This window comes from Hydrotalea sp. GW822-HT8A01 (assembly GCF_058798575.1).
In genome coordinates this window covers 577,750-593,073 of the sequence record NZ_CM179506.1, presented here as the reverse complement: position 1 = coordinate 593,073, position 15,324 = coordinate 577,750, and the positions used below count along the sequence as shown (strand labels likewise).

Here is a 15,324-nt window from a genome sequence, read left to right as displayed (position 1 = left end):
GATTGTTTTAATTTAAAAGTTAAAATAAGCCCCTGTCATCATATTAAAGCGTTTGCTGTTATAGCCTACAATATCAAAATATTGTTGGTCGGTAATATTGTTGAGCGAAGTAAACAGGCGAATTTGTTTGTTAACCCGGTAGCTGATAAAACAGTCAACAGTATAATAAGCGGGCTGTAAATCAGGTCCAATATCATAAGGCCCTTTTAAACGAGTACCTACGTATTTAAAGGCCGGTGCAATGGTAAAGCCTTTTACGGGCGAAAGGGTAAGTACACTGTTCATCACAAAATTAGGACGTCGGAACAGGTTGTTTACACTAACACCATTTTGAATGCCATGCCCGTCAATATAGGTAAGATTATTACTCCAGGTGCCAATTGTACCAATTTGTGTATTGCTTTCTACTTCAAAGCCATAGTCGTGTTGTTGGTCGCGATTGATGTAGTAGCTGTTGTAATTGGCATCGGTATAAAAAATAATCAGGTTTTTGGTATCTCTTTTAAATGCAGCAAGGCGCAGGCTCATTTTTTTATCTGTGCTTTGGGTTTGGAGTCCAATTTCATAAGTAGTACTGCTTTCAGGTTTTAAATTTTTGTTGCCATAAGCGCTATACAATTGATACAACGAAGGAATATTATAGCCTGATGAAATGTTAATAAATAACTTGGTATTTTCATCAATTACAAATGAGGGATTAAGGGTATAAGTTGCATTGTTACCATAAATGGAATGGTGGTTAACGCGGCCACCGGCTTCAAAATTAAACCCATGAATATTCAGCAACAGCAAAGAGGCATACGCCGAAAGCTGGTTAACATTGGCGCTGTCTTTTCCCAGTTCAGAGGTGTAGGGTCCGTAAGGTCCGGTACTGAAATAGCTTTGGCTGGTGTTTTGATGTTGGTACTGAATACCCGAAACCAGGCGAATATGTTTTTGGAAACGGATACTGCCAAAGGTTTCTAACGTAGTGGTATTGCCGTTATATTGCTGGTTCGAATAATTGTAATAAGGGCTCGAAACATAAGTGCTGTCGTTTACATAATGGCGGTTGGTCTGCTGGTAACTTCCCTGTAAAGTCCAGTTTACTTTTTTGTGTTGAAAATCTAATGCCAGTCCACCCAAATTATTTTTATTGTTAAGGGTATAATCTTTTTCATCGGTAAAAGCACCGGCAGGTAAATCGGTTTGGTAATGGCTAAAATTGCCAAACGCTTTTGCTGTTAATGAAGGTGAAAAATGGTAACGGGTTTCAGCCATTACGCTGCTTTGCTCAAAACCATCTTTTTTAAAGTTCTGCTTACCCGTACTATCATAAGCAGCAGGGAAACCGGCGCTTTTAATGTAGTTGTACTGCACCAAATAATCCCATTTTTTAAGCGAGCCGCTAATGCCGGCACCACTATTGAAAGTGTTATAAGTGCCATAAGATGCGTTGGCATTCAGGGCCATTTTCTTTTTGGCTTCTTTTTTTAGAAAAATTTGAATAACACCTGCAACGGCATTGCTGCCCCATAAAGTACTTTGTCCGCCTTTCAGAATTTCAATACGTTCTACCTGGTCTAAAGGAATATTATTCAGGTCGAATGAATTGTTGATTTGTGAGGGGTCGTACACCGGCACTCCGTCAATCACAATTAACATATTGCCTCCAGAAGCACCACGGAAGTACAAATCTAAATTAGTACCCAATGCATTGTTGCTGCCATTAATAAAAAAACCTGCCTGTGTATTCAACAATGCAGCTAAACTGCTGCCTGCATGGTTTTGAATGGTTTTTTGATCAATTACGGTTACAATTTTACCCGTTTCTGATTCTTTAATAGGTGTTTTAGAAGCGGTTACTACCACCTCGTTTAACTGGCGGGTGGCCATAGAGTCTTGTTGTGCAAAAGCTGCATAGCCCAAAGCTATGGATGTAAGAAGGAGCGTTAATTTTTTGCTCATTGTTGATTGTTTTTAAAATGAAACAATGAGCTTTCAGGAAAACAAAAAAACGGAGAAATATAATTGACTGCTGCAGACAGTCTTTTACATTCCATGCTTTTCACCCGAAAGCCGTGAATGACAAACTCATTTTTCAATGAGGCTGTATCTGGCAGGTCTTCTGGCTTGGGGCTTTAGCACCTTCCCATTCCGTTTTAGGAACAGTGGTTGTTATCGCTTTCTCTTTTACTGAGGCCCTTACAGCTACGGGGATAGCACCGGAATTACACCGGTTTCCCTTTTAATCCTTCTATCACAATGCATACCGTTGAAAGAATGGCTTGCAATGCAATAAAAAGAACCAAATACAAGGCAAAAATAGTAATTGCTTTGAATTGTACATTTTTTATTTAATTTCATTTTTTTCACCGAATGATTCACCATGGGAAAAGGAAGATTGGAAGCTTTTAGCGATGGCGTAATAGCCATAATTATTACCATAATGGTGTTAGAGTTTAAAGTGCCACATACTGCTACATTTAGTGCATTACAAGCAATATGGCCGGTATTGCTAAGTTATATTTTGAGTTTTATTTATATTGGAATTTACTGGAGTAACCACCACCATTTATTTAATGCAAAGTGTTGCGCTTGTAAACGGCAAAATATTATTGAAAATTTGTATTTGTTTTTTTGGTTGTCATTGGTACCATTTGTGTCGGGATGGATGGGAAAATCATTTTGAAAGTTTACCGGTGGTATTGTATGGCTTTGTGTTATTAATGAATGCCATTGCTTACTTTATTTTGGTTCGTACGTTAATTGCATTGCATGGAAAAGAGGCTGCTTTAGCTGCAGTCATAAACAATGATGTTAAGGGAAAAGTTTCAGTTTATATTTATATTATTGCCATTGCAGTTGGATTTTGGAATGCCTGGGTGGCTTTGTTTTTATATGGGGTAGTAGCTGTTATTTGGATTGTGCCGGACAGGCGTATTGAAAAAAGAATCATCTCAACTTCTAAACCAATATATTGAGCTGTTTTTTGAACAGATATGTGCCATTGCTTATTGCCGGAAAATGATGCTTTATGTTCAATTCATGGGTCGGTTTTTAGGGTGGTATCTATCCTGCTATTTATGCATGGATAGAAAGTGGCCTATAGAATGAACAGCTTTTTCTGTGTTTCATTGATTTCTTTACTATATTGAGTGCCATACTTTAGCAACATGCAGGGAAAACAACAACTGAATTTGTTTAGCTTTACCATGATTGTAGTAGGGCTGGTAATTGGAATGGGTATTTTCAGAACCGCCGCTACTTCTGCCAAGGATGCCATTACGCCATCTGTTTATTTTACTGCATGGATATTGGGTGGATTGATAGCTTTTTGTGGTGCTTTAACATATGCGGAAATAGGTAGCCGTTACCCGGTTACCGGCGGGTATTATAAAATATTTTCAGTAGCCTATCATCCTAGTATTGCGTTTGCCATTAACTGTATCATTTTAATCAGCAATGCTGCATCACTAAGTGGCGTTGCATTAATAGGAAGTGGTTATATTACAAAATTGTTTCCCGGTCATCAGTGGACGGATATTGATAAAGCCATTATCAGTGCCGGGGCTATTTTAGTGTTTTATGGTATTAATTTAATGGGTTTGCGTATGAGTGCAAAGGCTCAAAATATTTTAATGCTAATTAAAATAGGAATGATAGTGGTACTCATTGCGGCCTTGTTTTTTCCATATCATCAGGCAGTAGCAACAGCAAGTGTTATGGCTGATAGCACTCCACATATGAGCTGGATTCAAAGTTTAGGGATTAGTCTCATAGCTGTATCGTTTACTTATGGAGGCTATCAGCAAACCATCAATTTTGGTAATGAAATCAACAAGCCGGCCCAAAATATGCCCCGTGGTATTTTTATGGGCATTACCATCATTATTGTATTGTACTTATTGGTAAACCTGAGTTATTATCGGGTTATCGGTTTTCATCAGATGAAAAATGAAACAGAAATTGCTTATGTGTTAATTCAAAATGTATTTGGTATTCGAGGTGCTGAAATTTTTTCATTCTTTTTGTTTGTGGGTGTTCTTTCTTATGTAAATGCCTTATTGCTTAGCAATCCAAGAGTCATGTATGCAATGAGTGATGAAGGTTCATTGCCTAAAGCATTTGCTGTTCAAAATAATAAAAATCAGGTGTTAACTGTTTCTTTAACGGTATTTGCTGCAATGTGTATTGTAATTTTATTCTTTGCCCAAACCTTTGAAAGAATTTTAAATTTCACTATTTTTTTAGATTCGTTTGGTATGGTGGGTTCCAGTGCTACCATTTTTATTTTAAGAAGAAAAACAAAACACTTAGATGGCACCGGAATATATAAAATGAAATTATATCCATTACTGCCGCTTATTTTTATTGCTGCCTATGTGTTTGTTTGTATCAGCATTATTATTCACAGTCCTGATACAGCGCTGGTTGGTATTTTGGTATTGGCTGGATTTATTGCATTGTATTTTCTGTTTCATAAAAAACAACAAAACCGAAAAGAAACCATTATTTAAATATTTATTGAATTGCTATGGAAGATACTTATTCTTTATCATACATTTTAAATGAGCTGGGCGAAGATAATGAGGCCTACTTCAGGGCGGTGGCTCCACCCATTGTGCAAACTTCTAATTTTTCCTTTAAAACGGTGGCGGATTTGCGTGAAGCTTTTGCTGATGAATACAATACCTGGCTCTATAGCCGTGGGTTAAATCCCACAGTTAAAATGCTGACACAAAAACTAGCTGCATTAGATGGTGCGGAAGATTGTTTGGTGTTTAACAGTGGTGCTGCAGCTATTTTTGCAGCAGTGCTGGCCAATGTAAAATCAGGTAGTCATATTGTAAGTGTGGCAGGTGTGTATACCTGGGCAAGAAAAATGTTTGAAGAAATTTTACCCCGTTTTGGTGTTACGCATTCCTATATTGATGGAACAGCTATTGTAAATTGGGAAAATGCACTACAGCCCAATACCACATTGTTTTATTTAGAATCGCCCAATAGCTGGACGTATGAACTGCAGGACATTCGTGCTGTTGCAGCATTGGCAAAACGGCACAACATTGTTACCGTTATCGACAACAGTTATTGTACACCCGTTTATCAGCAACCCATTGCAATGGGTATTGATATTAGCCTGCAATCGGCTACTAAATACATTAGCGGACATAGCGATGTGGTAGCAGGTGTTTTAAGTAGTAACAGCGCAATGATTCAACGCATTTTTAATAGTGAATATATGAATATAGGCAGTGGTATACAGCCCTTTAATGCCTGGTTGTTAATTCGCGGCCTTAGAACATTGCCCATGCGGTTAGCGCATATTACACAAACCACGAAACAGGTTATTGGTTATTTAAAAAAGGAGCCCATGGTTGAATCGGTTATCTTTCCGTTCGACAGCAGTTTTCCGCAGTTTGAATTGGCGCAGCAACAAATGAAAGGCGCCTGTGGCTTGTGTACCCTTGTTTTAAAGCCGGTAGCGCTTGAAACAATAGAATTATTTTGTAATGCCCTGCAACATATTAAAATGGCGGTTAGCTGGGGTGGTTATGAAAGTTTAATCATTCCCCGTTGCGCCGGTATGCCAAAAAATGAATACAACAAAATGAACCCCAATCACCGAATGCTTCGTTTGTATATTGGATTAGAAGAAGCCAATTATTTGGTGGCCGATTTACAACAGGCCTTTCTAAAAGCCGTTGCTCCTGCTCAATAAACCATTTATCTAAAATTTCGGAGTGCCTGAACTATTCTGTTATTTTTGTAATAAGATGTTTGATTGAAGATAGTTTTTGGTTAACGGGGGGCTAAACAATTTGAAGGAGGTATGGAATGCAGTTTTCCGAAACATCCATATAAAATAGAGAATCAGGCATCTAACTGGTATGGGAATGTTTTTTAATGGACACAAACGATAATGCATGAAATATTTTTTGGTGATTAGTTTTTCCTTACTCTTCTTGTATAGCAATGCGCAAAACAAAGAAGACAAGTGGAGTTTGCAGCGATGCGTAGAATATGCCATGAAAAACAATATTTCTGTAAAACAGGCTGATGTGCAGGCCAGACTGGCTGCATTGCAGGTACAGCAGGCTAAATTATTTCAAATACCCACCGTTTCGTTAGGAACGGGTGTTGGGGTGCAATTTGGCCGGTCAATTGACAGAACCACCAATATTTACACCAATACACAGGCTTTGTATCAAAATATACAAGCCAATAGCAATGTAACTTTATACAATTGGAATCGATTGAAGAGCAATGTTTCTGCCGCTCAATTCAGTGCACAGGCGGCTTTGGCCGATGTAGAAAAAGCATCGAACGATGCGGCATTAAATGTGGCTACCTATTATTTACAGGTATTAAGTGCCAATGAGCAAATTAATATTAGTAAGGTACAAATTCAACAAACGCAAACGCAGTTAGATATTACTAAAAAGCAGGTAGATGCAGGTGCATTGCCTGAGTTGAACCAAATTGAACTAGAGGCACAATTAGCCAATGATAGTAGCAATTACATTGCTGCTAAAACCACTTTTTTACAAAGCGTTTTACAATTGAAAGCAGTATTGAATTTGGATGCTGCTGCACCCTTTGAAGTAGATACACCAGATGTTTCAACGATACCATTAGAATCCTTTGCAGATTTACAACCCGAAGTTGTGTATGCTTTAGCTTTGAATAATCAGCCTTTACAAAAGGGTAACGCCTTTCGGTTAAAGGCTGCACAAAAAAATATTCAGGTAGCCAAAGCAGCTTTATATCCTACGCTTGGGTTTGGCCTAAGTTTAGGTACCAACTTTTATAATTCTTTTAATCAGATTGATGGGTACACTTTCAATGGGTATTCACCAATAACCGGTGCAGAGCCTATTGTAAAAATTGGTACCAATACCTATTATGTGCAAAGTCCAAATATTTCTATTACTCAGTCTAAAAGAAACTTTGGACAGTTGTGGCAGGGATGGAGTAATCAAATTACCAACAACTTTGGTCAGGGGTTGGGTTTAAGTTTAAGTATTCCTGTTTTTAACAATGGGCAAAGCAAAATTGCATACCAGCAATCCAAGCTCAATTACAAAAACACACAGTTGCAAAATGAACAGGCAAATTTTACCTTAAAAAACAATATTTATACAGCATACAGCAACGCAGAGTCTGCTTTCGAAAAATTTACTGCCGGTAAAAAAAGCGTAATGAGTGCTCAGAAGGCTTACGATTTTGCATTAAAACGTTATGAAATTGGTATGTTGGGTACGGTTGATTTAATTACCAATCAAAATAATTTACTGAAAGCCAAATTGCAACAGGTAGCCAATGAGTATGATTATATTTTCAAAATGAAATTATTAGAATTTTATAAAGGCATGGGTTTAAAATTATAAGCAACGAAATATTTCAACAAGACATCCAACATCTCAATCAACATATAATAAAAAAATATTATGAATAAAAAATTATTTTGGACCATCATTATATTGGTTATACTACTCGGTGGTTTATGGGGATTAAAAGCTGCCGGCATTATTGGTAAAGATGAAGGCATTAAGGTTTCTGCCGAAAAGGCCGAGAACAGAACCATTATTGAAAGTGTAAATGCCAGTGGTAAAATTTATCCGGAAGTGGAAGTGAAAATTAGTCCTGATATTAGTGGGGAAGTGGTTGCACTCAATGTAAATGAAGGTGACACCGTAAAGAAAGGCCAGGAATTGGCAAAAATTTATGCCGACATATATGTTACACAGCGCGATCAGGTGGCTGCGGTAGTAGCACAGGCACAGGCACAGGTGGCCAATTCACAGGCAAACCTGGCAGGCTTAAAAGCAACCGTTGAACAAACTGAGGCAAATTTTAATCGCCAAAAAAAATTGTTAGATGACAAAGTAATCAGCCGACAGGAATTTGAAACAGCCCAGCAAGCGTATCGCGCTGCTGAAGCCAATTACAATGCAGCACTTCAAAATATTATTGCCAATAAAGCCAATATTAAAAATGCACAGGCACAGTTGGCAAAAGCCAATGAAGATTTATCGCGTACCATTATTACCGCCCCCATGAGTGGTGTTATCAGTTTAATGAGTATTAAAAAGGGCGAACGTGTGGCCGGTAACAGTTTTAATGTAGGTACTGAAATGATGCGGATTGCTGATTTAAGCAGTATTGTTGCACAAGTAGATGTAGGTGAAAATGATATCCCCAAAATTAAAATTGGTGATACTGCTTTAGTGGAGGTAGATGCTTACAACGACAGGAAATTTAAAGGGGTTGTTTATAAAATAGCAAACCCCGTTACCAATGCATCTTCAACTACTACTTCAACCGATGTTACCAATTACAAAGTACACATTCGTTTGTTGCAGGATAGTTATAAAGATTTAATTGTAAAAGGCCGTTTCCCCTTCCGGCCCGGTATGAGTGCCAGTGCCGATATACAAACCAAAACTGCCAGTAATGTGTTAAGTGTACCATTGAATGCAGTGACTACCCGCGATATGAATGCCGATTCCACATCTAATAAAAAAACGGCAACTTCTAATAATAATAGTGATGCTACTGTTAATAATAATACCCCAAATGATAATACCCGGGAAGTAGTTTTTGTAATACAGAAAGATGGTACCGTTAAAATGGTACCCGTTAAAACCGGTATTCAGGATTTAAACTATATTCAAATAACCAATGGTTTAAAATTAGGTGATGAAGTGGTAACAGGGCCCTATGCAACCGTGAGTAAATTATTGAAAGACAAAGACAAGGTATTGGTTACCCCTAAAGATAAATTGTATGAAGTGAAAGCAAATTGAGTTTTGCTGTATCAATTTTTTTATCCGGTTGCAGTTCTGTAGCCGGTTTTTTATGTTGTAATTGCAGGGATCAACTCTTTGTATTGTATGTTTGTTCAATCGAAAAAATACAAGTATGCAAATAGGTATTGTAGGAAGCGGAAGTTGGGCAACAGCTTTAGCCAAAATTTTAACCGATAACCAAAACAAAATTTATTGGTGGATTAGAAATGAAAAAACCATTGCTGTAATGCAGCAACGCAAACACAATCCGCATTATTTAAGCAATGCTTATTTTAATCCGGAATTGTTGCATTTGTCAGCTTCCATACATGAAGTTGTGAATACAAGCGAAGTAATTGTAGTGGCCATCCCATCTGCATTTGTTGCTGCTGCATTCACTGATTTGCCTGCTCATGCATTGCAGGGAAAAAAAATTATTTCGGCTATCAAAGGTATTTTGCCTGAAGGGAATTATTTGTTTCATGAGTATTTGTCAGAAAAATTTCAATTCCCAATATCTGATTATTATACATTATTAGGCCCCTGCCATGCCGAAGAAGTTGCGGCTGAAAAGCTCTCCTATCTTACCTTTTCCGGTATGGATACAACAATGACGCAGCAATTGGCCAATTATTTTAAAACAGAATACATCAATACCGGGGTTAATAGTGATATTATAGGTGTGCAATATGCAGCAGTATTAAAAAATATTTATGCGTTGGGTGCCGGTATTGCGCATGGATTAGAATATGGCGATAATTTTTTAAGCGTATATATTGCCAACTGTTCTCATGAAATGAGTCATTTTTTATCGGTAGTTACTGCCAACTATTTACCCGATAAAAAAAATCATACCACTAACTATGCTGCATCCGTTTATTTGGGCGATTTATTGGTAACCTGTTATTCACTGTTTAGCCGCAACCGTACTTTTGGAAATATGATTGGCAAGGGTTATAGCGTAAAGTCGGCTCAGCTGGAATTGAATATGGTTGCTGAAGGCTATAATGCTGCAAAGTGTATGGTTACCATCAACCGGCAATTTAAAACATCTATTCCCATTGCTTCAGTTATCTATGCCATTTTATGGGAAAATTTATCACCGGAAGAAGGGTTTAAAAAAATTGAAAGCTATTTAATTTAATGCTGTAATTAAGCATTTACTTCAAATAAATCAGCAGCAATACCATCGGCAAACAACATTCCTTTTTTTGTTAAACGAATTTGTTCTTTTTGTGGCTGCCATTCCATGAAGCCCTGGTATAACCATTTTTGAGCAGCTCGTATTAATCGTAATTTGTTTGTTTCAGTCCAGTTATCATCAAGTGTTGACAAAGTGAGGCCTTCTCTGGTACGTAAGGCAATCATAATTTGTTCATTTCTTTTTTGAACGGGTGTAAGCACTTCTGTTTCTGCAGGAATCTTTCCTTTTTGAATGCTTTGTATATATAATGTGTTGTTTGCAATATTCCATTGCCGCAATTTGCCATTATACGAATGTGCTGATGGGCCCAATCCAACATAAGGTATCCCTTTCCAATAGCTACTGTTGTGTTTACTTTCATAGGCTGGTTTGGAAAAATTAGAAACTTCATATTGTTCAAAACCTGCTTCCGGTAACCATTGCATTAACAATTCAAATTGTTTGGCCTGAACAGCAGCATCAATATTTTCTTTTGATTTGTTTTCAATGGAATGATACAGGGCTGTTTTGGGTTCAATGGTTAATGCATAACAGGAAAGATGCTGAATAGGTAGTGTTATGGCTTTATTTATGTTTTCTTTCCAGGCTTCTTCTGTTAAGCCGGGTATACCATATATTAAATCAATACTAATATTATAAAACCCGGCAGTATAGGCTTGTTGAATGGCTTGTACGGCAGCTGTTGCATTGTGCGAACGGTTCATCCATACTAAATCAGCATCCCGAAAAGATTGAACACCCATGCTTAATCGGTTGATGCCTGCACTGCGCCATTGCACCAAAGCTTCCGGAGTGCAATCATCTGGGTTCACTTCTAAGGTAATTTCTGCATCAGCGGCAAGGGTATACTGTTGTTGTATGGTTTCCAACAAAAACAAAAGCTGTTCAATGGTTAGCAATGAAGGGGTTCCTCCTCCAAAATAGAGTGTATCAACTATCTGTTGCTTTAAAAACTGATTTTGTAATTCCGCTTCTTGTGCAATAGCATGTACCATTTCGGGTATCTGTTTTTTTGCAACTGAAAAATGAAAATTGCAATAATTGCAAGCCTGTTTACAAAATGGTATATGCACATAAATGCCTGCCATGGGTAATATTGTATCAATTAAAATGTAAAGTTACAGGTATGAACTACTGTAATAGACAACATTGCCCGGTAAAATAACTACTCAAAAATTCATAAATCTGATTAACAGGTAAGGCTTATCACTATTTTTGCGCATCATGAAGTGGATTGCCATTGCTTTGTTGGGTTTCTTTTTTGCACTAATGCCAGGGTTTTCTGCGGCACAGACTGATTCTGGCCATCAGTTGCCGGTTCAGCAAGCTGAAAAAAGCACATTGCCACAGTTGCAAAAAAAAATTACCACCACCCAGCCTGCATTAGAAAGTACAATGGTACAACCGTTGATAAAAAAAATAAGGCCCGTGGTTAGGAAAGACAGCGTTGTGCTTAAAACCGACAGTATTAAAAATGTAACTGATTCGACTTTAAATATCGTTGTGCCAGTACCTGTAGTTGTAAAAAGCAATTTGGATACCAGCACTTACGCCCAATGGCTTCCTGTTTCAACCCTGCCATTTCTGAAAGCACCTGTTTATCAAATAACCAGGTTCAAAGAGTCGGGTGGCAAAGATGAATTGTTTTATGTTTTGTGTGGCGTGTTATTCTATTTAGGGTTATTGCGTCAATTGTTTCCTAAATATTTTGATAATTTATTTGCTTATTTTTTTCAAACCACCTACCGGCAAAAACAAATGCGGGAACAATTAATTCAGGGGCAATTGTCATCATTGCTTTATAATATTCTGTTTTTTTTGAATGGCGGATTATATATTGCGCTGATTGCACAATATTTTTCCATTCATATTTTTTCATTCTGGTTGTTGGTGCTGTACAGCAGTGTTCTGCTGGCTATTATATATGGGGGTAAATTTTTAATTCTTTCGGCTGCCGGATGGATTTTTAACGTAAAACAGGCTGCATCGGGTTACAATTTTATTGTTTTTTTAATCAATAAAGTGGCAGCCATTTTCTTAATTCCGGTTATTTGGCTAATTGCATTTTCGGCTAAACCCTATGCTTCATTTGCGTTACAGTTTAGTTTTTTCCTACTGGCATTTTTATGGTTGTATCGTTTTATCATTAGTTTATCTACTCTTCGGCGTGAGCTTAAAATAAGCAGCTTACATTTTTTCCTGTACATTTGCGCCGTAGAAATAATACCTGTATTGTGCATGTACAGGCTAATGTTCCAATATTTAGACAAATAGTTTTTAATTTTGTATTCACTTAGTACAACAGCATGGTAAAAAAAGCAACTAAAAATTCGAACGTTGTTAGCAGTAAACCGGTAAAAAAAATTTTAATTGCCCAGCCAAGACCGGAAAGTGAGAAATCGCCCTATTTCGACATCGAAAGAAAATATAATGTGCAATTTGTTTTTGAGCCGTTTATATGTTTAGAAGGAATTACTGCCAAAGAATTTCGAAAACAAAAAATTGATATTGCTGCTTACACTGCCATTATTTTTACCAGCCGCCATGCCATTGATCATTTTTTTCGTATATGCGAGGAAATGAAGGTTTCTATTAGTCAGGATACCAAGTATTTCTGCATTACCGAGGCAGTAGCCCTCTATCTTCAAAAATTTATTTTATACAGAAAACGGAAGGTTTTTTATGGTGCTGATGGTACCAATAAGAGCTTATTTTCTGTGATTAACAAACATAAAGAAAATGAAAATTTCTTATATGTTTGCAGTGAAAATCAGCAGGATAATGAGATTGTAAACTGGTTAAAAACCAATAAGTGTGAATACCAGTTAGGCTTTATGTATCGCAGTATTAGTAACAACATCAAACCCCTTTTTACAAACAATGATATTGATATGGTTTGTTTGTTTACGCCCAGTGCGGTGCGATCAATTTTCGATAACTTTCCCGATTTTCATCAAAATGGTACACTCATTGGTGCTTTTGGTGGCAATACGGCCAAAGCAGTGGAAGAAGCAGGTCTTACATTAAATATTAAAGCACCCGATATACATATTCCCAGTATGACTGCTGCCATTGAACATTTTTTAGCATCCAATCAACCGGTAAAATAGCATTGAAGCGTTGTTGATTCATTTAAAAATTTTCCCTAAATCACATATCAAAAGCCCTTTTGTTTGCAGAAGGATTTTTTCTTTTCTGTAATTTGCCGGTAATATTCACAAATATGCAACATGCCAATCGGTTAATACACGAAACCAGTCCGTATTTATTGCAACATGCGCATAATCCGGTAAACTGGTATCCTTGGGGCGAAGCGGCCCTTGCTGCAGCAAAACAAAACAATAAGCCCATTTTGGTGAGCATTGGTTATGCTGCCTGCCACTGGTGTCATGTAATGGAAAAAGAAAGTTTTGAAAATGAATATACGGCTGCTTTAATGAACGAATATTTTATTAATATAAAAATAGACCGTGAAGAACGTCCGGATTTAGACCATATATATATGGATGCCGTACAAACCTTAACAGGCAGCGGCGGCTGGCCATTGAATGTTTTTTTAACACCAGATGCAAAGCCATTTTTTGGCGGAACCTATTTCCCGCCTGAACGGGCATATAACAGAATGAGTTGGAATGAAGTGTTGGTGGCTGTACACAAAACGTTTACAGAAAGAAGGGCAGAGGTGGAGCAACAGGCCGAAACCCTAACGCAACATATTCACGTTTCCAATCAGTTTGGCATATCAGAGCTGCAACAGCAAATGGATGGATTGCAAAAAGAAATGGGTATCACAATTACCCAAAACATATTGCGGTTAGCCGATACCAAATGGGGTGGTTTTGGGAAAGCGCCTAAATTTCCACAAACCATGGTGATACGGAATTTATTACGTGATTATCATCACAACGGCAATGAACAGGCACTGCAGCAGGCATTATTGAGTATTGATAAAATGCTGCAAGGTGGCATCTATGATCAGATTGGTGGTGGTTTTGCACGATATAGTACTGATGCAGAATGGCTGGTGCCCCATTTTGAAAAAATGTTGTACGATAATGCACTTTTGGTTGAGGTATTGTCAGAAGCTTTCCAAATCACCCTAAAAAACAACTATCAGGTAGCTATAGCTGAAACCATTGAATGGCTGCAAAGAGATTTAATGCATGAAAATGGCGGCTTTTACAGTGCATTGGATGCAGATAGTGAAGGGATAGAAGGCAAATATTATGTATGGCAAAAAGCTGAAATAGAACAAATTTTGGGTGATGATGCACCGCTCTTCTGTGCATATTATGGAATTTCAGATGCAGGTAATTGGGAGCATAGCAATATTTTATGGATACAGGAGCCCACAGAAGTTTTTGCAGAAAAACAAGGTATTCAGCCCGATGCTTTCAACCTCATGCTTGAAAATTGCAAGGTTGTATTACGAAAAGAGCGGTCAAAAAGAGTTGCGCCCGGGTTAGATGATAAAATTTTACTCGGTTGGAATGCATTGATGAATAACGCATTAGGAAAAGCATACGCTGCCACGGGCATTGAAAGTTATCGGGATTTGGCAATTCAGAACATGCAATTTCTTGAAACAAATTTCAATATAAATGGCATTTGGTATCATAGCTGGAAGTCGAATCAGGCTGGAATACCCGCATTTTTAGATGATAAGGCTTTTTTAATTCAAGCCTATATTACTTTGCAGGAAATTACTGGTAATGCTGATTATTTGGAAAAAGCAAAAACACTTTGTAATCATGTAATAGCCGATTACTCTGACGAAGAACAACTCTATTTTTATTTTACACCACAGTATCAAAAAGATATTATTGTAAGAAAAAAAGAACTATATGATGGTGCTATACCCAGTGCCAATGCAATAATGGCTTTTAACTTGTGGTATCTGTCAATCATCTTTCATCAACCAGAATGGGCAGCGCGAAGCAGGCAAATGATTTCAAGCCTTCAAAAAGTTATTGTTGAGTATCCAACGTCATTTGGTTACTGGGCATTGGTAGTACAACATTTTATTTATCCCAATAAAGAAGTGGTTTTTACCGGAAATGAGGCAACAGACTATATTGCTCCTTTTTTAAAAAAGTACTATCCCAATAAAATTTTTCAGGCTTCAATAAAATTTAATGAAGGCTTCCCTTTGTTAATAGGTAAAGAATTTAACTGTAAATCAATGTTTCATGTTTGTGAAAATTATGCCTGCCAAAATCCTCAGTCCAATTTTTCAAATTTTTTTTCTGAATTTCAATTAAACCATTAATTTGCACTCTCCCTGTTTATCCCTCCCGGAAAATAAAGTTAGTAAAAAGAACGTTAAGTAAATGCATCGTTGAACTT

General features: G+C 37.3%; 12 protein-coding genes and 1 riboswitch. Of the genes, 10 read left to right on the top strand and 2 right to left on the bottom strand.

Going from position 1 to position 15,324, the window contains the following annotated elements:
- Positions 1-12: 12 nt before the first annotated feature.
- Positions 13-1,947, bottom strand: a complete 1,935-nt coding sequence (locus AC3QLY_RS02595; protein WP_492990507.1) for a TonB-dependent receptor plug domain-containing protein — start codon at positions 1,945-1,947, stop codon at positions 13-15.
- 133 nt (positions 1,948-2,080) lie between these two features.
- Positions 2,081-2,271, bottom strand: a riboswitch (cobalamin riboswitch).
- A 97-nt stretch (positions 2,272-2,368) separates the two neighbouring features.
- Here AC3QLY_RS02595 and AC3QLY_RS02590 point away from each other — a divergent pair.
- From AC3QLY_RS02590 to AC3QLY_RS02560, 7 genes are all read left to right on the top strand, one after another.
- Positions 2,369-2,671, top strand: coding sequence for a TMEM175 family protein (locus AC3QLY_RS02590; protein WP_492990505.1), 303 nt, complete (start codon positions 2,369-2,371; stop codon positions 2,669-2,671).
- Entirely contained in the window at positions 2,640-2,963 is a 324-nt protein-coding gene (locus AC3QLY_RS02585) for a hypothetical protein (protein WP_492990503.1), read from the top strand. Before AC3QLY_RS02590 ends, AC3QLY_RS02585 begins: the two co-directional genes overlap by 32 nt.
- A gap of 192 nt (positions 2,964-3,155) precedes the next feature.
- The gene (locus AC3QLY_RS02580) at positions 3,156-4,499 is read left to right on the top strand and encodes an APC family permease (protein ID WP_218331303.1); all 1,344 of its coding nucleotides are present in this window, start codon (positions 3,156-3,158) and stop codon (positions 4,497-4,499) included.
- 17 nt (positions 4,500-4,516) lie between these two features.
- Positions 4,517-5,704: a trans-sulfuration enzyme family protein gene (locus AC3QLY_RS02575; protein WP_218331304.1), complete on the top strand. Its 1,188-nt coding sequence runs from the start codon at positions 4,517-4,519 to the stop codon at positions 5,702-5,704.
- 205 nt (positions 5,705-5,909) lie between these two features.
- Positions 5,910-7,373 carry a TolC family protein gene (locus tag AC3QLY_RS02570; RefSeq protein WP_074420490.1) on the top strand — a complete coding sequence of 488 codons (1,464 nt, stop codon included), beginning with the start codon at positions 5,910-5,912 and terminating at the stop codon, positions 7,371-7,373.
- 60 nt (positions 7,374-7,433) lie between these two features.
- Positions 7,434-8,792, top strand: a complete 1,359-nt coding sequence (locus tag AC3QLY_RS02565; protein WP_074420491.1) for an efflux RND transporter periplasmic adaptor subunit — start codon at positions 7,434-7,436, stop codon at positions 8,790-8,792.
- A gap of 115 nt (positions 8,793-8,907) precedes the next feature.
- Positions 8,908-9,918: an NAD(P)H-dependent glycerol-3-phosphate dehydrogenase gene (locus tag AC3QLY_RS02560; RefSeq protein ID WP_074421089.1), complete on the top strand. Its 1,011-nt coding sequence runs from the start codon at positions 8,908-8,910 to the stop codon at positions 9,916-9,918.
- Positions 9,919-9,926: 8 nt separating this feature from the next.
- Here AC3QLY_RS02560 and hemW read toward each other — a convergent pair whose 3' ends face one another.
- Positions 9,927-11,066: a radical SAM family heme chaperone HemW gene (gene hemW / locus AC3QLY_RS02555; RefSeq protein WP_492990499.1), complete on the bottom strand. Its 1,140-nt coding sequence runs from the start codon at positions 11,064-11,066 to the stop codon at positions 9,927-9,929.
- A gap of 136 nt (positions 11,067-11,202) precedes the next feature.
- On the opposite strand from hemW, the gene AC3QLY_RS02550 reads away from it, so the two are divergent.
- The 3 genes from AC3QLY_RS02550 (at position 11,203) to AC3QLY_RS02540 (ending at position 15,247) form a co-directional block, all read left to right on the top strand.
- A complete protein-coding gene (locus AC3QLY_RS02550; RefSeq protein WP_492990497.1) occupies positions 11,203-12,252 on the top strand; it encodes a DUF4271 domain-containing protein in 1,050 nt (349 codons plus the stop codon).
- 32 nt (positions 12,253-12,284) lie between these two features.
- Complete coding sequence (locus AC3QLY_RS02545; protein ID WP_074421087.1) at positions 12,285-13,088, top strand: uroporphyrinogen-III synthase; 804 nt, start codon at positions 12,285-12,287, stop codon at positions 13,086-13,088.
- 113 nt (positions 13,089-13,201) lie between these two features.
- Positions 13,202-15,247, top strand: coding sequence for a thioredoxin domain-containing protein (locus AC3QLY_RS02540; RefSeq protein WP_288095625.1), 2,046 nt, complete (start codon positions 13,202-13,204; stop codon positions 15,245-15,247).
- Positions 15,248-15,324 lie beyond the last annotated feature (77 nt).

Coding starts and splice junctions, on each gene's coding strand:
- AC3QLY_RS02595 (WP_492990507.1), bottom strand. CDS start 1,947: ATGAGCAAAAAATTAACGCTCCTTCTTACATCCATAGCTTTGGGCTAT.
- AC3QLY_RS02590 (WP_492990505.1), top strand. CDS start 2,369: ATGGGAAAAGGAAGATTGGAAGCTTTTAGCGATGGCGTAATAGCCATA.
- AC3QLY_RS02580 (WP_218331303.1), top strand. CDS start 3,156: ATGCAGGGAAAACAACAACTGAATTTGTTTAGCTTTACCATGATTGTA.
- AC3QLY_RS02575 (WP_218331304.1), top strand. CDS start 4,517: ATGGAAGATACTTATTCTTTATCATACATTTTAAATGAGCTGGGCGAA.
- AC3QLY_RS02570 (WP_074420490.1), top strand. CDS start 5,910: ATGAAATATTTTTTGGTGATTAGTTTTTCCTTACTCTTCTTGTATAGC.
- AC3QLY_RS02565 (WP_074420491.1), top strand. CDS start 7,434: ATGAATAAAAAATTATTTTGGACCATCATTATATTGGTTATACTACTC.
- AC3QLY_RS02560 (WP_074421089.1), top strand. CDS start 8,908: ATGCAAATAGGTATTGTAGGAAGCGGAAGTTGGGCAACAGCTTTAGCC.
- hemW (WP_492990499.1), bottom strand. CDS start 11,066: ATGGCAGGCATTTATGTGCATATACCATTTTGTAAACAGGCTTGCAAT.
- AC3QLY_RS02550 (WP_492990497.1), top strand. CDS start 11,203: ATGAAGTGGATTGCCATTGCTTTGTTGGGTTTCTTTTTTGCACTAATG.
- AC3QLY_RS02545 (WP_074421087.1), top strand. CDS start 12,285: ATGGTAAAAAAAGCAACTAAAAATTCGAACGTTGTTAGCAGTAAACCG.
- AC3QLY_RS02540 (WP_288095625.1), top strand. CDS start 13,202: ATGCAACATGCCAATCGGTTAATACACGAAACCAGTCCGTATTTATTG.